This window comes from Halomonas campaniensis (assembly GCF_002211105.1).
In the GTDB taxonomy this organism is placed as follows: domain Bacteria; phylum Pseudomonadota; class Gammaproteobacteria; order Pseudomonadales; family Halomonadaceae; genus Vreelandella; species Vreelandella campaniensis_A.
The window spans coordinates 746,352-768,085 of sequence record NZ_JPUA01000034.1; the positions used below are offsets into that span (position 1 = coordinate 746,352).

16 protein-coding genes and 2 tRNA genes are annotated in these 21,734 nt (G+C 54.3%); 15 read left to right on the forward strand and 3 right to left on the reverse strand.

Annotation, left to right across the window (positions count from 1 at the left end; all coding sequences use genetic code 11):
- Positions 1-301: 301 nt before the first annotated feature.
- The 3 genes from gltX (at position 302) to JI62_RS15885 (ending at position 2,137) form a co-directional block, all read left to right on the forward strand.
- Positions 302-1,786: a glutamate--tRNA ligase gene (gene gltX, locus JI62_RS15875; protein ID WP_088701071.1), complete on the forward strand. Its 1,485-nt coding sequence runs from the start codon at positions 302-304 to the stop codon at positions 1,784-1,786.
- A 134-nt stretch (positions 1,787-1,920) separates the two neighbouring features.
- Positions 1,921-1,996 (forward strand) — tRNA-Ala (locus JI62_RS15880).
- Between the two features lie 65 nt (positions 1,997-2,061).
- A tRNA-Glu gene (locus JI62_RS15885) sits at positions 2,062-2,137 on the forward strand.
- A 622-nt stretch (positions 2,138-2,759) separates the two neighbouring features.
- Here JI62_RS15885 and gltA read toward each other — a convergent pair.
- On the reverse strand, positions 2,760-4,046 hold the full coding sequence (gene gltA, locus JI62_RS15890) for a citrate synthase (RefSeq protein WP_088701072.1): 1,287 nt from the start codon (positions 4,044-4,046) through the stop codon (positions 2,760-2,762).
- Positions 4,047-4,547: 501 nt separating this feature from the next.
- On the opposite strand from gltA, the gene sdhC reads away from it, so the two are divergent.
- The 9 genes from sdhC to sucD all read left to right on the forward strand — a co-directional run bounded on the left by sdhC (position 4,548) and on the right by sucD (position 16,383).
- Positions 4,548-4,925, forward strand: a complete 378-nt coding sequence (sdhC, locus tag JI62_RS15895; protein ID WP_088701073.1) for a succinate dehydrogenase, cytochrome b556 subunit — start codon at positions 4,548-4,550, stop codon at positions 4,923-4,925.
- A complete protein-coding gene (gene sdhD, locus JI62_RS15900; RefSeq protein WP_088701074.1) occupies positions 4,919-5,266 on the forward strand; it encodes a succinate dehydrogenase, hydrophobic membrane anchor protein in 348 nt (115 codons plus the stop codon). The genes sdhC and sdhD overlap by 7 nt, the downstream gene beginning before the upstream one ends.
- A 4-nt stretch (positions 5,267-5,270) precedes the next feature.
- Positions 5,271-7,043 (forward strand): succinate dehydrogenase flavoprotein subunit, encoded by a 1,773-nt coding sequence (sdhA, locus tag JI62_RS15905; RefSeq protein WP_088701075.1) that lies wholly within the window; start codon positions 5,271-5,273, stop codon positions 7,041-7,043.
- A 27-nt stretch (positions 7,044-7,070) separates the two neighbouring features.
- Positions 7,071-7,781, forward strand: coding sequence for a succinate dehydrogenase iron-sulfur subunit (locus JI62_RS15910; protein WP_088701076.1), 711 nt, complete (start codon positions 7,071-7,073; stop codon positions 7,779-7,781).
- A gap of 349 nt (positions 7,782-8,130) precedes the next feature.
- Complete coding sequence (locus JI62_RS15915) at positions 8,131-10,965, forward strand: 2-oxoglutarate dehydrogenase E1 component (protein WP_088701358.1); 2,835 nt, start codon at positions 8,131-8,133, stop codon at positions 10,963-10,965.
- Between the two features lie 38 nt (positions 10,966-11,003).
- Complete coding sequence (gene odhB, locus JI62_RS15920; RefSeq protein WP_088701077.1) at positions 11,004-12,590, forward strand: 2-oxoglutarate dehydrogenase complex dihydrolipoyllysine-residue succinyltransferase; 1,587 nt, start codon at positions 11,004-11,006, stop codon at positions 12,588-12,590.
- A 135-nt stretch (positions 12,591-12,725) separates the two neighbouring features.
- Positions 12,726-14,165, forward strand: a complete 1,440-nt coding sequence (gene lpdA, locus JI62_RS15925) for a dihydrolipoyl dehydrogenase (RefSeq protein ID WP_088701078.1) — start codon at positions 12,726-12,728, stop codon at positions 14,163-14,165.
- 179 nt (positions 14,166-14,344) lie between these two features.
- A complete protein-coding gene (sucC, locus tag JI62_RS15930) occupies positions 14,345-15,511 on the forward strand; it encodes an ADP-forming succinate--CoA ligase subunit beta (protein WP_088701079.1) in 1,167 nt (388 codons plus the stop codon).
- A complete protein-coding gene (gene sucD, locus JI62_RS15935) occupies positions 15,511-16,383 on the forward strand; it encodes a succinate--CoA ligase subunit alpha (protein ID WP_009287300.1) in 873 nt (290 codons plus the stop codon). Before sucC ends, sucD begins: the two co-directional genes overlap by 1 nt.
- A gap of 61 nt (positions 16,384-16,444) precedes the next feature.
- On the opposite strand, the gene JI62_RS15940 is transcribed toward sucD, so the two are convergent.
- Together JI62_RS15940 and JI62_RS15945 are read right to left on the reverse strand one after the other, a co-directional pair.
- Entirely contained in the window at positions 16,445-17,470 is a 1,026-nt protein-coding gene (locus JI62_RS15940; RefSeq protein ID WP_088701080.1) for a lysylphosphatidylglycerol synthase transmembrane domain-containing protein, read from the reverse strand.
- Positions 17,448-18,566 (reverse strand): glycosyltransferase family 4 protein, encoded by a 1,119-nt coding sequence (locus tag JI62_RS15945; protein ID WP_088701081.1) that lies wholly within the window; start codon positions 18,564-18,566, stop codon positions 17,448-17,450. Before JI62_RS15945 ends, JI62_RS15940 begins: the two co-directional genes overlap by 23 nt.
- 201 nt (positions 18,567-18,767) lie before the next feature.
- Here JI62_RS15945 and JI62_RS15950 point away from each other — a divergent pair, with 201 nt between their 5' ends.
- The 3 genes from JI62_RS15950 to JI62_RS15960 all read left to right on the forward strand — a co-directional run bounded on the left by JI62_RS15950 (position 18,768) and on the right by JI62_RS15960 (position 21,706).
- The gene (locus JI62_RS15950) at positions 18,768-19,184 is read left to right on the forward strand and encodes a CopG family transcriptional regulator (RefSeq protein WP_088701359.1); all 417 of its coding nucleotides are present in this window, start codon (positions 18,768-18,770) and stop codon (positions 19,182-19,184) included.
- A gap of 65 nt (positions 19,185-19,249) precedes the next feature.
- Entirely contained in the window at positions 19,250-20,377 is a 1,128-nt protein-coding gene (locus JI62_RS15955) for an extracellular catalytic domain type 1 short-chain-length polyhydroxyalkanoate depolymerase (RefSeq protein WP_088701082.1), read from the forward strand.
- A 42-nt stretch (positions 20,378-20,419) separates the two neighbouring features.
- Positions 20,420-21,706 (forward strand): amidase, encoded by a 1,287-nt coding sequence (locus tag JI62_RS15960; protein ID WP_240513267.1) that lies wholly within the window; start codon positions 20,420-20,422, stop codon positions 21,704-21,706.
- The last annotated feature ends 28 nt before the right edge of the window (positions 21,707-21,734 follow it).

Below are 21,734 nucleotides of genomic sequence, written 5' to 3' on the forward strand. Positions count from 1 at the left end.
CGTCTTCCTGATAATGAGCGAAAATGCTCGTTGAATGACTTCCACTATAATAATATTTTCTAATATAGATAGTGGCGCTATGAACATACGTTATTGGTCTGTCTCAAGCTTGGGGTATGCGCCCAAGGTTTTGCTGCAGAGCCATACTAAGCGATTGTGCTTTAGCGCGCATTAGTGGACAAATAACGTTGAGTTAATTTCTCTGACGCTTTCTTGCGCTAGTTGTTCCCTGGGCAACGCTGTTGGTTGCGCCTAAGGTGCGTATAATATTGCCATGCATTTTTGCCAATAGGACGTTTTCATGACCGTACGTACTCGCATCGCACCTTCTCCCACCGGAGACCCCCACGTTGGTACGGCTTACATCGCGCTTTTTAACCTCTGTTTTGCGCGTCAGCATGGTGGCCAATTTATTCTGCGCATTGAAGACACGGATCGAGTGCGCTCTACGCCTGAGTCGGAGCAGATGATTCTCGATTCGCTGCGTTGGCTGGGGCTTGAGTGGGATGAAGGCCCGGATATTGGTGGCCCCCACGGCCCTTATCGGCAAAGCGAGCGGGGCGATATTTATGCCCAATACGCCCAGCAATTGTTGGATGCGGGTCATGCCTTTAAATGTTACCGCACCAGCGAAGAGCTGGATGAGCTGCGCGAAGCCCGCAAAGCCGCGGGCCTGCATTTGGCATTGAAGCCAGCTGATTTGGTGCTGGATAGCCAAGAGCAATCACGTCGGGAGCAGGAAGGTTGGCCTTATGTGGTGCGTATGAACGTGCCTGCAGAAGGCGTTTGTGTGGTCAATGACATGCTGCGCGGCACTATTGAGGTGGAGTGGGCACAGGTAGATGCACAAATTCTACTTAAATCAGATGGCATGCCCACTTACCATTTAGCCAATGTGGTCGATGATCATCTAATGGCAATCACTCATGTATTGCGCGGAGAAGAGTGGATCAACTCAGCACCAAAGCACCAATTGCTGTATGAGTATTTTGGTTGGGAAATGCCGCAACTTTGTCACATGCCGCTGCTGCGCAACCCGGATAAATCAAAGCTCTCTAAGCGCAAGAACCCAACCTCCATCAATTACTACCGTCGAATGGGCTTTTTACCCCAGGCCGTTACCAACTATTTGGGGCGAATGGGGTGGTCGATGCCCGATGAGCGCGAAAAATTCAGCTTGCAAGAGATGATGGCAGAGTTCTACGTGCAGCGTGTCTCGCTAGGTGGCCCGGTGTTTGATCTGGAGAAGCTGACTTGGCTTAACGGTGTGTACATTCGCGAAGACCTGGACGACGACGCTCTGTTGTGTGCACTTCGCGAATGGGCTTTCAACGAAGCCTACATTAAGCAGATACTGCCTCAGGTACGACCACGGGTAGAAACGCTCTCCCAGGTAATGCCCTTGGCAGGGCACTTCTTCTCGGGCCTTCCAGCGCTAACAAAAGCGTCGTTTGATAGCGTGAAGCTTGAGGAAGAGGAACTGGTCAAACTACTCCAGTTCCTTGTTTGGCGGTTCGAGGGCGTTTCGGCTTGGCACAAAGAGGCGCTGCTGAGCGAAGTGAAGATACTGGCTGAGTATTTTGATTTAAAAATGAAGGCTTTCCTTGCTCCGGTGTTTATTGCCATTACCGGCAGCACCTCCAGTACCTCAGTGATGGACGCTATGGCGATTCTGGGGTCAGACGTTACCCGGGCGCGGCTGCGCAGTGCGATAGAGGTCTTAGGCGGCGTCTCCAAAAAACAGGCCAAGCGCTTTGAAAAAGAGTTTCGTGAAGTCGCTTCGTGAAATAGTTTAGTAAAATCAGCTAACCGCAATTGATATAGCATTAGCGCCAATTTCTTACTCTTGGGAAATTGGCGTTTTTGCAGTTGACGAAGGTCAGCGGAATCAGTATTATACGCTCCGTCTTCGCGACATGTGGGGCCTTAGCTCAGCTGGGAGAGCGCAACACTGGCAGTGTTGAGGTCAGCGGTTCGATCCCGCTAGGCTCCACCAATTCATACGGCTTTAATCGTAGCGTATGGATAGCAGCTCAAGAAGGCATATAGTGAGTGTTACACGTCCCATTCGTCTAGTGGTCTAGGACACCGCCCTTTCACGGCGGTAACAGGGGTTCGAACCCCCTATGGGACGCCACTGCTCGGTTACCCTTCCTAATTGTTTATTTCCCTGGCAATGAGTTCTCTCATATGCTGGTTTTCTGCATTCCTGTCATTCGCAAAAAAAAGCAAAAATCGACTAATTTTGGACGATTTTGTGCTTGACTTGTCCACTTTTGCGATTCTGGCTTAAAGGTTGTGCACAACCCCTTGTTGTTGACGCAAAAAATCTTTAACAGAACTTAAATCGTTTAAAAACAACAGCTTATGTTAGGTTAAAAAATGACCAATTTAAGGCTGGCCCGCTGTCCATGGCGATTTCGGGACGTTTTGAAGTGGTTGTGAACAGGGTTATCCACAGATAGTGTGGAAAACCCTGAGCAAGATCCAGAAGCAAAAAAGTCAAGCGATAATAGGGTCGAATTAGGTGTTTTTGAAGGCCTTCAATGGTGCATCTGGGCTATCGCAGCAGCCTGGGCTCAGAAAGGGCAAGGGTGGCCTCTAAGGGGAGGGCTTGCTCAAGGCATCTTGGTAGGTTGGTAATTGGCGCGAGCGCGTATGGTGGTGCGTTGCTGGCCTATCAGTCAGAGCGTTAATCAACCCATACGCAAAAGGCCACCCCAAGGTGGCCTTTGATCGTACTATCAAACGAGGATAATTTATTTTGTTGGATAGTCACGCTGGTCGTGGCCAATATAGAGCTGGCGCGGGCGACCAATTTTGTAGCTTTCGCTGAGCATCTCGTGCCAATGCGAGATCCACCCAATGGTGCGCGATACCGCGAAGATCACGGTGAACATATTGGTTGGGATGCCCATCGCTTTCAGAATGATGCCTGAGTAGAAATCAACGTTCGGGTACAGCTTCCGCTCAATGAAGTACTCGTCTTCTAAGGCAATCTGCTCAAGACGCTTGGCAATTTTGAGCTGCGGGTCGTCGGCCATGCCGAGTTCTGCGAGAACTTCGTCGCAGGTCTCTTTCATTACCTTGGCGCGCGGGTCGAAGTTGCGATAAACGCGGTGACCAAAGCCCATTAGTTTGAACGGGTCGTCCTTATCCTTGGCTTTATCGACAAAGTGCTGGATGTTCTCTTCGGAGTCTTCACCGATTTCGTCAAGCATGGCGAGCACGGCTTCATTGGCGCCGCCGTGAGCGGGGCCCCAAAGTGCCGCGATACCTGCGCTAATACAAGCGAACGGATTGGCCCCCGTGGAACCTGCCAGGCGTACAGTTGAGGTAGAGGCGTTCTGCTCATGATCCGCATGCAGCATAAAGATGCGATCCATGGCTTTCGCGTATACCGGGTTGATTTTGTACTCTTCGCAAGGGTTGCTGAACATCATGTAGAGGAAGTTCTCTGCATAGCTCAGGTCGTTGCGCGGGTAGTTAAAGGGCTGGCCGACATTATATTTGTGCGACATGGCCGCTAGCGTAGGCATTTTGGCAATCAGGCGTATCGCGCTGATCACACGATCTTCTTCTTGAGTAATGTCCATGTGGTCATGGTAGAAAGCTGCTAAGCCACCTACTACACCGCACAAGATAGACATCGGGTGCGCGTCGCGACGGAACCCTTTAAAGAAGTTATTGATCTGATCGTGAACCATGGTGTGGTTACGAATGCGCGATTCAAAATCCGCATACTGCTCGTCGTTGGGTAGCTCACCAAACAGCAGGGTGTAGCACACCTCGACGAAATTAGACTCTTTAGCCAGTTGATCAATGGGGTAGCCGCGGTGAAGCAGTACGCCCTTGCCACCATCAATGTAGGTAATGGCAGACTGGCAGGAAGAGGTGGCCATAAAGCCGGGGTCGTAGGTGAACAGGCCTTCAGCGCCTAAACCGCGTACGTCGATGACGTCGGGGCCAAGTGTGCCGGAATACATGGGTAGTTCGATCGGTTTATCCAGACCGTCTACCGTCAATGTCGCTTTCCTGTCAGCCATGCTGGCCTCCTTTCGAATTCGGGTTGGGACGTAAAGTCATTGCTGCGCATACCGCGCCGGCGAAAAGGCTTGCCCACTATAGAAGTGTGCGACATTTTGTCAATTAGCCTAAGCGCTAGCTACAGGTTGTACAAATATTGTTGTTGTGGATAATTTTTGTATATGATGAAAAAGCCTACATGATGGCGAAGCGTCAGAAGATTGACGATAGGCTTATATGATATGTTAACAGGCTTATCAAATTGCTAATCTACTGTCACTATAACCATGCTGCAGCGCAAAATCGACTCAGGATGAAGACAATTTTCTTGCACCATAGTCGAGTTAGGCCTGAGTTCGGTTTGTAAGCGAGGGCGAAGGTTCTTATAATCCACGGCGCGCGACCGGCAGGTAGGTGGTCGTGCCCGACTTGGCAACGGCCGAGCCCCTTCCAGCAACCACCGCCCGCTCGGGCCATGCCCGACCTGTCGCAGAGCGGGCCAAGAGAGTGTGTAAAAAGCCGTGAATAGCAAACGACCCGTAAACCTAGACCTTACTACGATACATTTTCCACTGCCGGCGCTGACGTCGATCACCCACCGCATCACGGGTGTCATCCTGTTCGTTGGCCTGATTTTCGCTTTTTGGGCGCTGGACAAATCCTTGTCATCTCCTGCGGGTTTCGATGCCGTTAGCGATGCGCTGGCCAATAATTTTTTGGCTAAGTTGATTGCTTGGGGACTGTTATCTGCACTGGCATTTCACTTTGTCGCAGGTATCAAGCACCTGCTGATGGATGCCGACATAGGGGTAACCCTTGAGGGTGGCGTTAAAAAAGCGCAGATCACCGTCGTGGTCAGCGCCGTTCTGATTATTCTGGCAGGAGTTTGGGTATGGTAACTAACATTACAAGTTTTGGCCGTAGTGGGCTTTCAGATTGGCTGATGCAGCGCGTTTCTGCTGTGATTTTGGCTCTCTACACGGTCTTTATCGTTGCCTTCCTGCTGTTTAATCCGAACCTCGATTACTACGCCTGGAGCAGCCTGTTCAGCCAGACGTGGATGCGGATTTTCTCGCTATTGGCGTTTGTCGCCATAGCCGCACACGCCTGGATCGGTCTGTGGACCGTTACCACCGACTATCTCAAGTCCACTCGCCTGCGCGTGGGTGTCCAAGCTGTCATCATCCTGGGCATTTTCGTGTACTTGGTGTGGGGCATTCAAATTCTGTGGGGAGCTTGATTACATGTCTAATCTGCGTAGCCTGACGTTTGACGCCATTATCATTGGTGGCGGTGGCTCTGGCCTGCGAGCCGCTTTGGAACTGGCAAAGTCCGGTAAAAAGACGGCCGTGTTATCAAAAGTGTTCCCGACCCGCTCTCACACCGTTTCTGCACAGGGTGGTATCACATGTGCAATCGCGTCCGATGACCCCAACGATGATTGGCGCTGGCACATGTACGACACCGTTAAAGGCGGTGACTATATCGCTGACCAGGACGCGGCCGAGTATATGTGTTCCGAAGGCCCGAAAGCGGTATTTGAGCTTGAGCACATGGGCTTGCCGTTTTCGCGTTTAGACAACGGCCGTATCTATCAGCGCCCATTTGGTGGTCAGTCGAAGAACTTTGGTGAAGGCGGCCAGGCGGCCCGTACCTGTGCGGCGGCTGACCGTACCGGTCACGCGTTGCTGCACACGCTTTACCAGAACAACCTGAAGAACAACACCGTGTTCCTCAATGAGTGGTACGCGGTGGATCTGGTCAAAAACGCCAGCGGTGATGTGGTCGGCTGTATTGCCATGTGCATCGAGACGGGCGAAGTGGTTCACGTTAAGTCCAAGGCCACTGTATTAGCCACTGGTGGTGCAGGTCGTATTTACGCTTCGACCACCAATGCGTTGATCAATACCGGTGACGGCATCGGCATGGCGCTGCGTGCGGGCTTCCCGATGCAGGATATGGAAATGTGGCAGTTCCACCCAACCGGGATTTACGGTGCTGGCACGTTGGTCACAGAGGGCTGCCGCGGTGAAGGTGGCTACCTGATCAATAAAGATGGCGAGCGCTTTATGGAGCGTTATGCGCCGAATGCTAAAGATCTGGCCGGCCGTGACGTTGTTGCCCGTTCCATGGTCATGGAAATCCTCGAAGGTCGCGGCTGCGGCGAGAAGGGTGACCACGTCTTCCTGAAGCTCGATCACTTGGGTGAAGAAGTCCTTGGCAAGCGCCTGCCGGGTATCGTCGAGCTTTCTAAGACCTTTGCGCATATCGACCCGGCGAAAGACCCGATTCCGGTCGTACCGACTTGTCACTACATGATGGGCGGTATTCCGACCAACATTCATGGCCAAGCGATTACCATGGATGAAAGCGGTAAGGATCATATTGTTAATGGTCTGTTTGCCTGTGGTGAGGCGGCCTGTGTATCTGTTCACGGTGCCAACCGCTTGGGCGGCAACTCACTGCTGGATCTGGTGGTCTTTGGGCGTGCTGCAGGCATGTTTATCGAAGGCGCGTTGAACGAAGGCATCGAGTACCTGGACGCTTCCGAGTCTGATATCGAGTTTGCCATGAAGCGGATCACGCGCTGGAACGAGTCTGAAGGTGGCGAAAGCATTCCTGAGCTGAAAGCTGAGCTTCAGGAAATCATGCAGACCTCTTTCGGCGTATTCCGCGAAGAGAAAAACATGCTGGAAGGCGTCGATAAGCTAGCGCTGCTGCGTGAGCGTATCGCCAATGCTTACCTGCCTGACAAGTCCAATGCCTTCAACACTGCCCGTGTAGAAGCGTTAGAGCTTGATAACTTGATGGAAGTGGCAGAAGCGACGGCGATCGCTGCCCTTGAGCGTAAAGAGAGCCGCGGCGCCCACTCGCGCTACGACTATCCAGACCGTGATGACGTCAACTGGCTGAAGCACTCGCTGTTCTTCCCGGCTACCAAAGAGCTGAAAAAGCGCGACGTTAACTTCAAGCCGAAAACTGTTGATACGTTCGAGCCTAAGGTTCGTACCTACTAAACGCCGCATAGACGAGAGGGAGTCACTATGTCCAATCTTCAGGTATCCGTATACCGCTACAATCCGGAAACCGACTCCGCACCTTACATGCAGGAGTTTCAGGTCGATACCAAAGGCCGCGATGTAATGGTGCTGGATGTTCTTCATATGATGAAGGAACAAGACAGCGGTTTGGCGTTTCGTCGTAGCTGCCGTGAAGGCGTCTGCGGTTCTGACGGCATGAACATGAACGGCAAAAACGGCCTGGCGTGCATCACGCCGCTGTCTGACGTTGTCAAAAACAACAAGCTGACTCTGCGTCCGCTGCCAGGTCTGCCGGTTATTCGCGATATGGTCGTGGATATGGGGCTGTTCTATAAGCAGTACGAGCGCATCCAGCCGTACCTGCAGAATGACACGCCACCGCCTGCCATTGAGCGTCTGCAATCGCCCGAAGAGCGCGACAAGCTAGATGGCTTGTATGAGTGTATTCTATGCGCATGCTGTTCAACGTCTTGCCCGTCTTTCTGGTGGAATCCAGAGAAGTTTGTCGGCCCGGCCGGTTTGCTGCAGTCATACCGCTTTTTGGCCGATTCACGTGATACCGCCACCAGTGAGCGGCTGAGCAATCTGGAAGATCCGTTCTCGGTGTTCCGTTGCCGTGGCATCATGAACTGTGTAGCGGTATGTCCAAAAGGCCTTAACCCTACCCGGGCAATTGGTAAAATTCGCGAAATGTTACTCGCTGACGCTACCTAAGCCTATGACATATTAGTAAAAAAGCGTCTGCCACTTAAGTTGGGTGATAATGCCACTTAAATCATGGCGCTTCGCTTGTTATCATAGGGTTTGTCACGCGGTGCGGCGTCACGTCGCACCGCTGATCAGACAAGTTTGAAAGCCGGTACCTGAGGTACCGGCTTTCGAGCATGAATTGAAGACGAAACACCGTACGACCGTTAGATGATGAATAGCTAGACGAACAGGGTTTCCGGCCGTTGGCCGGCGCCGCCGGCAAATGTCCCGCCCCGCCGGCAGGGCAATAGCGATGTCGCCGCACGTTTGCGACGATACCGATACCACCCCATCAGTGCAGGGTGACCGAGAGATGCAACAAGGCATAATGGAGTTGATGTGGCGTTCCTCTCACGTTAGTGGCGGCAATGTTCACTACGTGGAAGCGCTTTACGAGCAGTACCTCGCCGATCCTGAGTCTGTCCCTGACGAATGGCGCAGCTATTTTGACCAGTTGCCGCGTCCCGAGGGCAGTGCCTCCCACGATGTTCCACTTAGCCCCGTGCGTGATCAGTTCTACCAGTTGGGGCGCGAAAGCCGCCCGGGCCGTGTAGTCGCCGCTGCTGATAGCGGTGAAAACAAGAAGCAGGTAAAAGTCCTGCAACTGATTAACGCTTACCGCTTCCGTGGCCATCAAAAGGCCAATATCGACCCGCTAGGACTGCGTAATCCCACCCCCGTCCCCGATCTCGATCTGTCCTTTCATCAGCTTTCCAAAGCTGATCTGGACACCGAGTTCCAGACCGGTTCTTTCTTTTTAGGTATCGACAAAGCGCCACTGCGTGACATCGTGGATGCGTTGGAGCGTACTTACTGCCGCTCCATCGGCTGCGAAATCATGCATATCGTCGATACGGAAGAGAAACGCTGGCTACAGCGGCGTTTTGAGTCGGTACGCAGTGCGCCTGATTTCAGTGCCGACGTGCGCAAGCACGTGCTGGAGCGCTTGACGGCCGCCGAAGGTTTGGAGAATTACCTGGCATCCAAGTATCCAGGTACCAAACGTTTTGGTCTTGAAGGCGGCGAATCGTTTGTGCCGATGATGGACGAACTTATCCAGCGTGCCGGTGGTTATGGCACCAAGGAAGTGGTCATCGGTATGGCGCACCGTGGTCGACTCAACCTGTTGGTCAATATTTTGGGTAAAAACCCAGCTGACTTGATTGACGAGTTCGACGGCAAGAAAGTCATTGAGCGCGGCTCGGGTGATGTGAAGTACCACCAGGGTTTCAGTTCGAACGTCATGTCCCCGGGCGGCGAAGTCCATTTGGCGATGTCGTTCAACCCATCGCACCTGGAAATTGTCGCGCCTGTCGTAGAGGGCTCGGTGCGTGCCCGCCAAGATCGCCGTAACGACGAAGAGGGCAGCAAAGTGCTGCCGATCAACGTCCACGGCGATGCAGCGTTTGCCGGTCAAGGCGTGGTGATGGAGACATTTCAGATGTCCCAGACCCGAGCTTATAAAACCGGTGGCACCGTCCACATTGTGATCAACAACCAAGTGGGCTTCACCACCTCGCATCCGCTGGATGCACGCTCTACCGAATACTGCACCGATATTGCCAAGATGGTTCAAGCGCCTATTTTTCATGTCAATGGCGATGACCCGGACGCAGTGCTGCACGCCACCCAAGTAGCCCTTGATTACCGTCAGCAGTTTAAGAAAGACGTGGTGATCGATTTGGTCTGCTACCGGCGTCGTGGCCACAACGAAGCTGATGAGCCGTCAGGCACGCAGCCGATGATGTATGCCAAGATCAAAGACCATCCTTCGGCGCGCACGCTGTATGCCAAGCGCTTGGTTGAGCAGGGTGTGCTCTCCGAAGAAGACGCCAAAGCGATGGTGGAAACCTATCGTGATGATCTAGTGGCAGGCAACCACGTTGCCAATGCCCTGGTTCAAGAGCCTAATGCGTCGCTGTTCGTTGACTGGGCGCCTTATCTTGGCCACGAATGGTCGGGCGATGCCGACACGACCTTTGATATGAAGCGTCTGCAGCAGTTGGCGGCGCGTATGTGCGAGGTGCCGGATGGCGTCGAAGTGCAGCGCCAAGTAGCCAAAATATATGAAGATCGGCGTAAAATGCAGGCCGGTGGTTTGGCACTTAACTGGGGCTTTGCGGAAACGCTGGCCTACGCCACGCTGCTAGAGCAGGGCCATCCGATCCGGATTACCGGGCAAGACGTGGGTCGCGGTACGTTCTCCCACCGTCATGCAGTGGTGCACAACCAGAAAGATGGCACCACCTATGTTCCGCTACAGAACATGGCCGACGGTCAGCCGCGTTTCACCATTCATGACTCCTTCCTTTCGGAAGAAGCGGTGCTGGCATTTGAGTACGGTTACTCAACCACTGCGCCGAATGATTTGGTGATTTGGGAAGCCCAGTTTGGTGACTTCTTCAACGGTGCCCAGGTCGTCGTGGATCAGTTCATCTCCTCAGGTGAAACGAAGTGGGGCCGAGTGTGTGGGTTAACCATGCTGTTGCCACACGGCTATGAAGGTCAGGGCCCTGAGCACTCTTCGGCACGTCTGGAGCGCTTCCTGCAAATGTGTGCCGAGCACAATATGCAGGTCTGTGTACCGACCACGCCCGCGCAGATTTACCATCTACTGCGTCGTCAGGTGATTCGTCCGCTGCGTAAGCCGCTGGTGGTCATGACCCCTAAATCGCTGCTGCGTCATAAAGAGGCGACGTCGAGCCTTGAAGATCTGGCCCACGGCAAGTTCCATATGGTGCTCGCCGACCAGGCAGATCTCGCGGCGGAGAAAGTCACCCGCGTTGTGCTATGTGCTGGCAAGGTCTACTACGACTTAGCCGCTTGGCGCGCTGAGAATGAGCGTCATGACACGGCAATCTTACGTCTGGAGCAGCTCTACCCCTTCCCGAAAGAAGAGCTTCTGGAAGCGCTGCAAGACTATACCAACGTAGAGGACATTGTGTGGTGTCAGGAAGAGCCGCTCAATCAGGGCGCTTGGTACTCCAGTCAGCACAATATGCGTGCAGTGGCCGATATGATTAAAGATGGCCTCGGTCGCGAGTTGAAATTTGCCGGACGTCCTGCCTCTGCTGCCCCAGCAGCTGGCTACATGTCCGTCCACACTGAACAGCAGCGCCAGCTGGTGGAAGACGCTTTTAATTTATAAGCGGCCACTGGATTTAGAGAACATATAAGGGAAACGACATGGCTACTGAGATCAAAGCGCCAACCTTTCCGGAATCCGTTGCCGAAGGCACAGTGGCGGCGTGGCATAAAAAGCCGGGTGACAGCGTTGAGCGTGACGAGCTGATTGTTGAGATCGAAACCGACAAAGTGGTGTTGGAAGTCGTCGCACCGGAAGCGGGTACCCTGACCGACGTGATGGCCGAAGAGGGCGATACCGTTGAGTCTGAGCAGGTGCTGGGCAAAATCGGCGAAGGCAGCGCGTCTAGCAGCCAAAAAGAAGAGAAATCTTCTGGCGATGACAGCGCTGAAAAAACTGAAGAGAAACCTGAAGAGAAGTCTGAAGGTAAGAAAGAAGACAAAAAAGCCAGCGGTGGCGGCAAGCAGCACGACGTAAAAGCCCCCAGCTTCCCTGAGTCAATTCAGGAAGGCACCGTAGCCACCTGGCACAAAAAAGTCGGCGAAGCAGTGAAGCGTGATGACGTGCTGGCCGATATCGAAACCGACAAGGTGGTGCTGGAAGTAGTGGCACCGGCCGATGGCGCCCTGGCTGAAATTAAAGCCGAAGAGGGAAGCCAGGTTGAATCCGAAGCGATTCTCGCGACTTTCACCGAAGGTGCCGGTGGTGACAGCGGTAGCGAGAGCGGTGGCGATTCAGCGTCCGCGAAATCAGACAGCAGCGATGACGATGGCGCCGATGAAAAAGTCGGTGACAAAATCCTCGCCCCAGCCGCACGTAAAATGGTTGCCGAGCACGACCTGGACGTTGCCAAGATTGAGGGCACCGGCAAAGGTGGCCGCATCTTGAAAGAAGACGTGCAGAAAGCGGTAAAAGACGGTTCCGCCAAGAAAGCAGCGAAATCGGCCGCACCGGCGAAAGCCGCCGCTGCACCGGCTGCCGAGGGGGAGCGCATCGAGAAGCGCGTACCGATGAGCCGCCTGCGTCAGACCATCGCCAAGCGCTTGGTTCAGGCGCAGCAAACCGCGGCGATGCTGACTACCTACAACGAAGTGGACATGACCGAGATCATGGCCCTACGTGCGCAGTACAAAGAGACGTTCTTAAAAGCTCACGATATCAAGCTGGGCTTTATGGGCTTCTTTGTAAAAGCGGCGTCAGAAGCGCTCAAGCGATTCCCCGACGTTAACGCCTCCATCGACGGCACCGACATCGTTTATCACGGTTACCAGGATATCGGCGTAGCGGTCTCCACCGACCGTGGTTTGGTCGTGCCGGTACTGCGTGACACTGACAGCATGAAAATTGCTGACGTCGAGCGTAAGATTGTCGATTTCGGTAAGCGTGGTCGTGACGGTAAGCTGGGCATGGACGACATGATCGGCGGCACCTTTACCATCACCAATGGCGGCACCTTCGGTTCGTTGATGTCGACCCCGATCATCAATCCGCCGCAAACCGCTATTCTGGGCATGCACAAAATCCAGGATCGTCCGATGGCAGTCAACGGCAAGGTCGAGATTCGTCCGATGATGTATCTGGCACTCTCATATGACCACCGCATGATCGACGGCAAAGACGCCGTTCAATTCTTGGTTACTCTCAAAGAGTTGCTGGAAGACCCGGCGCGTCTGCTGCTGGATGTCTAAAGCATAAGCGTCGTATTTATTGAAATAGTGATTCAGTACGCTACTGCTTAACCAGGATTTATCTGCAATCGCACTTAGCCTCCCGCCCGGTTTTAGTCAATAACGGGGGGAGGCCAGCAAGCTAAAGGAGCCAACATGGCTGATAAGTTTGATGTGATCGTTATCGGTGCCGGCCCTGGTGGTTACGTTGCCGCCATTCGTGCTGCACAGATGGGCCTAAAAGCGGCCTGTATTGAAAAATGGATTGGTAAAGAGGGCAATGTTGTCCACGGCGGCACCTGCTTGAACGTAGGTTGTATACCGTCTAAAGCGTTGCTTGAAGCGTCGCATAAGTTTGTCGAAGCCAAGCACGATTTCGACGATATGGGCATTCAGGCTGGCGACGTCTCCATGGACGTCACCAAGATGATGGCGCGCAAGGACAAGATCGTTAAGAACTTGACCGGCGGCATTTCAGGTCTGTTCAAGGCCAACGGCGTTACCGCCATCGAAGGTACCGGTAAAGTGGTTTCCGGCAAGCAGGTTGAAGTCACCGACAACGACGGCAATACCACTACCTATGATGCCGACAACATCGTTATCGCTGCGGGCTCAGTACCGGTGGAAATTCCGCCGACCCCGCTGACCGAAGGCCTGATTGTCGACTCTACCGGCGCGTTGGAATTCACCGAAACACCGAAGCGTTTAGGCGTGATTGGTGCCGGTATCATCGGTCTTGAGCTGGGTAGCGTCTGGAATCGCCTGGGCTCTGAAGTTACCGTACTTGAAGCTATGGACTCCTTCCTGCCGATGGTGGATACCACCGTCGCAAAAGAGACGCAGAAACTGCTCAAGAAGCAAGGCCTGGACATCAAACTGGGTGCTCGCGTCACCGGATCGGAAACTAACGGTGAAGAGGTTATCGTTAAGTACACCGACTCAAACGGTGAGCAAGAGATGACCTTCGACAAACTTATCGTTTGTGTCGGCCGTCGCCCCTACACCAAAGGTGTCATCGCTGACGGTGTTAGCATCGAGTTAGATGAGCGTGGCTTCATCTTTGTTGACGACCAGTGCCGTACCAATGTCCCGGGCGTTTACGCCATCGGTGACTGTGTACGCGGTCCGATGCTGGCGCACAAAGCGTCTGAAGAGGGCATCATGGTGGCGGATATCATCGCTGGCCATAAAGCAGAGATGAACTACGACACTATTCCTAGCGTTATCTATACCTACCCGGAAGTTGCATGGGTCGGTATGACTGAGCAGGACGCCAAAGCGAAAGGCATTGAAGTCAAAACCGGTACCTTCCCGTTCGCGGCCAGCGGCCGTGCAATGGCTAACAACGCCACCGAAGGCAGTGCCAAAATCATCGCCGACGCGGAAACAGATCGTATCCTCGGTATGCACATTGTGGGTCAGCACGCTGGCGAGATGATTGCCCAGGGCGTGATTGCCATGGAATTCGGCTCTAGCGCCGAAGACCTGGCGTTGACCTGCTACGCGCATCCGACCATGTCGGAAGCTGTTCATGAAGCAGCGCTTGCGGTTGATGGCCACGCTATTCATATGGCTAATCGCAAAAAGCGTAAATAATTCAGTAAGCAACAACGAAGCGCCACCTTTTAAGGGTGGCGCAAACTTTCGGCTTTGTCTTAATCCACAAAGATCGAAAGAACGGGGATGGCCCGTTCTTTTAAGACCGTTCTTGTAAGGCTGCTCTTAAAAGAAAACGGGTCATCGTTCGAGTCACATGCAACCAATGGCATGAATCGATGAATCTTCACGAGTATCAAGGTAAACAGCTGTTTGCCGACTATGGTCTACCTGTGTCAAAAGGCTTTGCAGTGGACACGCCCGAAGAAGCAGAAGAGGCGTGTAAAAAAATCGGTGGTGACATGTGGGTGGTTAAAGCCCAGGTGCACGCCGGTGGCCGTGGTAAAGCGGGTGGCGTTAAGCTGATTAAAGATCCGGCTGAAGCGAAAGCCTTTGCTGAGCAGTGGCTGGGTAAGAACTTGGTTACCTTCCAGACTGACGAAAAAGGTCAGCCGGTTGCCAAAATTTTGGTTGAAACCTGCACCGACATCGCCGACGAACTGTACCTCGGTGCCGTTGTCGACCGTACCACCCGTCGTGTTGTCTTCATGGCCTCTACCGAAGGTGGTGTTGAGATCGAGACGGTTGCGGAAGAGACGCCGGAAAAGATTCTGAAAGCCGAAATCGATCCGCTGGTCGGCGCACAGCCGTACCAAGCGCGTGAGCTAGCCTTTGCTCTGGGCCTGAAAGGTGACCAGATCAAGCAGTTCACCAAGATTTTCTTGGGTCTGTCTCAGTTGTTCCACGACAAAGACCTGGCGCTATTGGAAATCAACCCGCTGGTTGTGACCGACGAAGGCAATCTGCACTGCCTCGACGCCAAATTGGGTCTAGACAGCAACGCGTTATACCGTCACCCCGACCTGCAGGCGATGCGTGATCCTTCGCAAGAAGATCAGCGCGAAGCCGATGCGGCGAAGTGGGAACTTAACTATGTCGCGCTTGATGGCAACATCGGCTGCATGGTTAACGGCGCAGGCTTGGCCATGGGCACCATGGACATCGTCAACCTGAGTGGCGGCAAGCCCGCTAACTTCCTGGATGTAGGCGGCGGCGCCACCAAGGAGCGCGTGGCTGAAGCGTTCAAGATCATCCTCTCTGACGACAATGTGAAAGCCGTTCTGGTTAACATTTTCGGCGGTATCGTACGTTGCGACATGATTGCTGAAGGCATTATCGGTGCCGTTGAGCAAGTGGGTGTCAATGTACCAGTGGTCGTACGTCTGGAAGGTAACAACGCCGAACTGGGTGCTGAAAAACTAGCATCTAGCGGTTTGAACATCATCGCGGCTACTAGTCTGACCGACGCGGCTCAGCAGGTCGTTAAAGCGGCGGAGGGCAAGTAATGAGCATCCTGATCGATAAGAACACCAAGGTCATCTGCCAGGGCTTTACCGGTGGCCAAGGCACGTTCCACTCCGAGCAGGCGATTGCCTACGGTACGCAAATGGTCGGTGGTGTTACGCCGGGTAAAGGCGGCCAGGAGCACCTCGGTCTGCCCGTTTTCAACACCGTGAAAGAAGCGGTAGCGAAAACCGGCGCGGAAGCCAGCGTTATCTACGTACCGGCGCCGTTCTGCAAAGACTCGATCCTTGAAGCGGCGAATGCCGGTATCAAGCTGATTGTGTGCATCACTGAAGGCATCGCCACGCTGGATATGCTCGAAGCCAAAGTGAAGTGCGACGAGCTGGGTGTACGTCTGATCGGCCCGAACTGCCCAGGTGTTATCACTCCGGGCGAATGCAAAATCGGCATCATGCCGGGTCACATTCACCAGCCGGGCCGCGTAGGCATCGTATCTCGTTCTGGTACCTTGACCTATGAAGCCGTTAAGCAGACCACTGATCACGGTTTTGGTCAGTCTACCTGTGTAGGCATCGGCGGCGACCCGATTCCGGGCTCTAACTTCATCGACATCCTTGAGATGTTCGAGAAAGACCCGAAAACCGAAGCCATCGTCATGATTGGTGAAATCGGTGGTACGGCGGAAGAAGAAGCAGCGGCTTACATCAAAGCCAACGTTTCCAAGCCTGTGGTTTCCTACATTGCCGGTGTGACTGCACCTCCTGGCAAGCGTATGGGCCACGCGGGCGCGATCATCTCTGGCGGTAAAGGCACCGCTGACGAGAAGTTTGCTGCCCTTGAAGACGCCGGTGTGAAAACCGTGCGCTCTTTGGCGGAAATCGGCGATGCGCTGAAAGAAGTCACTGGCTGGTAAGTCACTGACGTTTAGCTGCACGCGATAAGGGCGCCCCTCGGGGCGCCCTTATTCATTTGTGCTACCGTGCCGGTGATCGGCGCAGCATGCGATAGCTGTACAGCACAAACAGCGGTGCGCCCGCCGCCAAATATAAATGGTAGCTCACCAGCCGCCATATCAGTACCGCTGCAGCGGCCTGTTCGCGCTCCATTAGCGGCAGCAACAGAGTACCCACGCCTACCTCCGCAGCACCCGCGCCTCCAGGCAGAAAGCTAAACTGGCTGGCAGCCATGGCCAGCATTTGCGTTAAAAACGTCCACATCCAATCTGCATGACCGCCTACCCCCAGCACTGCCAAATAGAGCAAACTATAGCGCATCAGCCAATGCATCGTGGTCAGTAGTAGCATTGCGAATAACGTAGAGCGCGGCAGCTTAAGCGTTACCTTTAAGGCATGCCGACAGCGTAGAAGGCGTCGTGCCAGCCAGCGCCGCCGATAGCGGTTTGGCCAGGGGGAGTTTATGCTGGGAGAACGCAATAAACTGGGCAAATAGCGCATTACCGCAATCACCACTGTGGCCAAAAAGGCTAAACCGACCAGCGCCCACTGCACCAGCGATTGATGGGGCCATTGGGTGTCGCTTAGTAACGAAAAGAGCACTAGGCCGCCCAGCATCGCCAGGAAGAACAGTAGGTCACAGCCTTGATCAATCAGGAACATCGCCGCGCCTTTAGCGGGCGGGAAGCCGCGCTGGGCAAGCAGCATCAGTAGGGTGACTGGGCCACCGCTGCCGCCTGGGGTGGCACACAGTGCAAACTTAGACGCCAGCTCAATACCCAGGGCGCCGCGTTGACCAAGCCTGCCTGCTCGGCCACTCAGCATCAAGCGCATTCTCATTGCATTAAGATTCCAGCATAGAAACGCTAGCAAAAGCATTAATAGCAACAGTTCGAGTGGAAACTGCTTTACCCGCTGTAACGCCTCTGCGCCGCCCAGCCAAGTGGTGAGCACCAGTGGCGCCATCAGCGCCAAGGCAATCATTACGCCGTGGATGGGCCGCCACTTGAGAAGCTGACGGAAGTTAGTGGTGTTGGTGGAGTGCATACGGTTGGCTGCTGTGGCAAAGGTGTTGATAGTGCTCAAGCAGTGAGTGCATCACGCCATCCCAATTGAAATGGCGCTCTACATGGCGGCGTGCATAGTGCCCGCTGGAGGCTACATCATTGCTAAATAGCGCCACGCACGCCTCAGCCATGGCCGTGGGATCAAGCGGCTTACATAAAATGCCTGCACCCAACGGCACGTTTTCTGCCAACGCCCCTGCGTTTGCTGCTACGACTGGAATCCCGCTCGCCATAGCTTCCTGGGCAATTAATCCGAATGTCTCCCGAGTGCCCGCGTGCAGCAAGGCATCGCTACTGGCGAGTGCCTTCGCTACCTCGTGGGCGCCACAGCAGCGATCCACAATGGTGACATTGCTGGGTACGTGATGCGGCATACCGGGGCCCATTAGCAGCAAATGGTAATCGCTGCCTAGCTGGCGCATCGTCGCCAGTAACACGTCAATATTCTTCTCGCGAGAATTACGCCCCACAAAAATCAGCAGCTTTTTCTCGCTGGGTATACCCATGGCTTGGCGAAAAGCTGGGTCACGCTGCTGTGGGTTAAATTGCGCCAAATCGACGCCCAGCGGTTGAACGCGAACGTTATCAACGCCCCATTCCCGCAGCCGGTTCGCCATGGCATGACAGGGTGCCAGCACGCTATCAAACTGACTGTAGAGTGTCGTGACATAGTGGGTTAAGCGCTTCTCAACGTAGCGCCCAAAGCGATCCCCCATCAAGCGTGGAAGATCAGAGTGATAAAACCCCACCACCGGAACGCCGAGCTGCTGTCCCGCAGCCAGCGCCGCCCATGCCGTTACGTACGGGTCGCCAGCCTCAATCAGGTCGGGTTTTAGAGCAATCAGGGTATCGCGCCAGGGTGAGCCTCGCAGCGGAAAACGGTAGCCCTGGCCTAACGGCAGATGTAACGCCGGTAAGGTGTGGTGGTCGCCGAGGCTATCGCGCTCCGCCCCCGGCACCAGCAGGCTGGTACGCAGCTGTGGAATGCGCGAAAAAACACGGTGTTTGGCCTGTAAATAAGTACGTACGCCGCCGCTGGCGGGGGCATGAAACATCGTCACATCGGCAATGTGCAAGCTAATCTCCAACCAAAATGAGTGTCATCGTTTCACCATAAAGGAGAAATAAGTCAGTTCGACGACACTTGAGCCGGTGCACTGGACTATTTATGAGCCTAAACTATTATAAATAACATCCATATGGATGGTATATGGAGTCTATTTAGGTGTTATAGTGCCAAATAGATGTCCAATGACGAGCACAACGAGGCTTCACACATGAGCGTGCACGAACTGCGCCGCAAGAGCGGCGACTCCAGCGAGAAAATTACTATCAACCTGGGGGTGGTTGATCTGGGGCAGATCGACCTGCTGGTACAGGAGGGGTTTTACTCCAACCGAACCGACCTGATACGCACTGCCATCCGCAATCAATTGGCAAACCATGCTGATGTGGTGAGAGAGACGGTTACCCGCAAGTCGTTTGTACTTGGGCTTGAGCACTACAGTCGCGCGGATCTGGAGGCTTTACAGTCGGCAGGGGAGACGTTGCAGATTCAGGTGCTGGGAATGGCCAGTATTGCCGACGATGTCACGCCGGAGCTTGCTCTTGCCACTATTGAGTCAGTGGTGGTGTTAGGGGCTTTAAATGCCAGTAAGGCGGTTAAGGCCGCGCTGGCGGATCGGATTCACTGAATGAGTCATCACTCAGTCATGAGCTACGCAATCACACCCACAGTCATTGAATAAGGATATTGAAAATGATCGATGCCACTATGACGAAGCGAATGGAAGAGGCGACGCGACTTACCCGCGCGGGAAAACTGCACGAGGCCATGGCTCTCCTTCAGGGCGGTATGCCCGAGGCAAAGCGTGAAGAAGCGGCGGATAACGCTGACCGAGATGGCAATATCTTCGATGGCATCTGGACGGTTATCGATAAAGAGAGCACGGTTAAGAAGCCAGCATCAGAGACACCATCGTCTGCCTCCGATCACGCTAGTCAAATGAGTATGGGGGGCTTTTCGACGGGTAGCTTTAGCAACCAAGTGGGCAGCCGCGATTACAAACTATATATCCCCAGCGGCTATCACGGTCAGGCGATGCCGTTGGTGGTTATGCTGCATGGCTGCACGCAGAGTCCTGACGACTTCGCTGCCGGCACCGAGATGAACCGGCTGGCCGAAAAGCAGCTTTTCTGTGTGCTCTACCCCTCTCAGCCGATGACCGCCAACAGCTCCAAGTGCTGGAACTGGTTCAAGGCCGAAGACCAGCAGCGGGAGGGTGGTGAGCCGGCAATTTTGGCGGGCATGACTCGTCAGATTATCGACACCTATGCACTCGATGCCACCCGTGTCTATGTGGCAGGGCTCTCGGCCGGCGCTGCCATGGCGACCACCCTGGCGATGACCTACCCGGATCTTTTTGCGGCGGTAGGCGTGCACTCTGGCCTGCCCCACGGCGTAGCCAAGAGCCTTCCCGATGCTCTAGGGGCAATGCAGGGCGGCACGGGTCCCTTGGGTGGCGGAAATAAAGCCAAACAAGCCGGATGGGCGTCGGACGTTCCAGCGATTATCTTTCATGGCGACCGTGATACCACCGTGCACCCCAGTAACGCGGATCGCGTGGCCGCCCAGTACAGCACATCAAACCAAGCGGGGGCGAGGGTAGAGCAGGGAAAGGTGCCCAATGGGCGTAGCTACACTATTACCACGCATCAGGATGCGGAAGGCAAATCATGCCTAGAGCAGTGGCGCATCCACGGCGCGGGCCACGCCTGGGCGGGAGGCAGTGTTAAAGGCAGTTACACCGACCCTACTGGCCCAAATGCCACTGAGGAGATGCTGCGTTTTTTCTTACAGCACCAGCAGGCCACTAAACAGGTCTAAACGCTAAAGTTTCATCATTTCACTACAAGGAAAAACGTTGTGATGAATGATTCTAATATGACTATTGCTACCTTTCAGGCCGCTTTGAAAGAGGGCCGCGCAGAGCCCTATGACTGGTGGCATGCTTGCGCGGCCCAAATACAAAAACGCGAGCCCGAGGTGCAAGCCTGGGAGGCGCTGGCACCACGCTTGCCTGCGTTACTTTCGGATGTAGATGTCGCCAGTAAGCCACTGTATGGCGTGCCGGTAGGTATTAAAGACATAATTGATACGACGTCTATGCCCATTACCTGGGGGACTCGTGGTTATCTTCGCTCTTCTGGTTCACAACTTAATGCCGCCTTGGTCACGCTGTTAGAACAGCAAGGGGCGCTGATCATGGGTAAAACAGTATCGACTGAGTTTGCCTATTTCACACCGGGTAAGACCCGCAACCCCCATGATCCAACCCGCACACCGGGTGGTTCATCAAGCGGCTCGGCGGCGGCTGTCGCAACCGGTATGGTACCGCTGGCATTTGGCACTCAAACGGCCGGCAGCATAATTAGGCCAGCGAGTTACTGCGGCGTATTTGGCTTCAAGCCCACGTTTGGCACGCTTAGCTGTGACGGCGTGAAACCGCTTGCAGCCTCGCTAGATACGTTAGGCTGGTTTACCCGGCATATCGACGATATCTGCATGACGTTCTCGGCTCTGACTCAGGCGCCAACCATCCGAGCGTTAGATAACCTCAAAGGTGTCCGCGTCGGCATCCACAGCCTGCCCGTTGATGAGCCACTGACGCCTGATGTTGAGCAGGCCCTGGCCAATGCCCAGGCACTTTTTGAGCAGGCGGGTGCCGAGGTAGTGCCACTGAATTTAGATGCTCGCTACGAAGCACTTGTTGAGCATCAAAAAGTGGTGATGTCCTATGAAGCTGCTCAATCACTAGCGAGTGAATATAAGAATTACGCCGCTAAGATGGGCGTTAAATTGGTTGAGTTAATCCAGCAGGGGCGCAACACTAGCTTTCATCGCTATCTCGAAGCCAAGCGTGCCACCAGCGAAATGCAGCAGGCGCTTGCTCAGGTATTTAGCGAGCAGGTAGATATCATCCTCGCCGCTAGCGCTCAAGGCGAAGCGCCGAAAGGCCTCGATGCAACTGGCGACCCGATTTACTGTCGGGCTTGGACACTGTTGGGAGTACCATGCCTCAATTTACCATTGAGCCAAAGTAGTGCCGGCATGCCGGTCGGTGTCCAGATAATCGCCGACCGCTGGCAGGATGTGAAGCTTTTACAGATCGCCCGCATGTTGATGAAGATGAGCTCATCCTCACCCGCACAATAGAGACAACAACGGCGCCCTAGGGCGCCGT

What these genes read in the sequence shown, in the direction of transcription:
- gltA (WP_088701072.1), bottom strand. Translation starts at nt 4,046, where the DNA reads ATGGCTGACAGGAAAGCGACATTGACGGTAGACGGTCTGGATAAACCG.
- JI62_RS15910 (WP_088701076.1), top strand. Translation starts at nt 7,071, where the DNA reads ATGTCCAATCTTCAGGTATCCGTATACCGCTACAATCCGGAAACCGAC.
- sdhD (WP_088701074.1), top strand. Translation starts at nt 4,919, where the DNA reads ATGGTAACTAACATTACAAGTTTTGGCCGTAGTGGGCTTTCAGATTGG.
- JI62_RS15960 (WP_240513267.1), top strand. Translation starts at nt 20,420, where the DNA reads ATGAATGATTCTAATATGACTATTGCTACCTTTCAGGCCGCTTTGAAA.
- gltX (WP_088701071.1), top strand. Translation starts at nt 302, where the DNA reads ATGACCGTACGTACTCGCATCGCACCTTCTCCCACCGGAGACCCCCAC.
- JI62_RS15915 (WP_088701358.1), top strand. Translation starts at nt 8,131, where the DNA reads ATGCAACAAGGCATAATGGAGTTGATGTGGCGTTCCTCTCACGTTAGT.
- lpdA (WP_088701078.1), top strand. Translation starts at nt 12,726, where the DNA reads ATGGCTGATAAGTTTGATGTGATCGTTATCGGTGCCGGCCCTGGTGGT.
- sucC (WP_088701079.1), top strand. Translation starts at nt 14,345, where the DNA reads ATGAATCTTCACGAGTATCAAGGTAAACAGCTGTTTGCCGACTATGGT.
- JI62_RS15940 (WP_088701080.1), bottom strand. Translation starts at nt 17,470, where the DNA reads ATGCACTCCACCAACACCACTAACTTCCGTCAGCTTCTCAAGTGGCGG.
- JI62_RS15950 (WP_088701359.1), top strand. Translation starts at nt 18,768, where the DNA reads ATGAGCGTGCACGAACTGCGCCGCAAGAGCGGCGACTCCAGCGAGAAA.
- sucD (WP_009287300.1), top strand. Translation starts at nt 15,511, where the DNA reads ATGAGCATCCTGATCGATAAGAACACCAAGGTCATCTGCCAGGGCTTT.
- sdhA (WP_088701075.1), top strand. Translation starts at nt 5,271, where the DNA reads ATGTCTAATCTGCGTAGCCTGACGTTTGACGCCATTATCATTGGTGGC.
- odhB (WP_088701077.1), top strand. Translation starts at nt 11,004, where the DNA reads ATGGCTACTGAGATCAAAGCGCCAACCTTTCCGGAATCCGTTGCCGAA.
- JI62_RS15955 (WP_088701082.1), top strand. Translation starts at nt 19,250, where the DNA reads ATGATCGATGCCACTATGACGAAGCGAATGGAAGAGGCGACGCGACTT.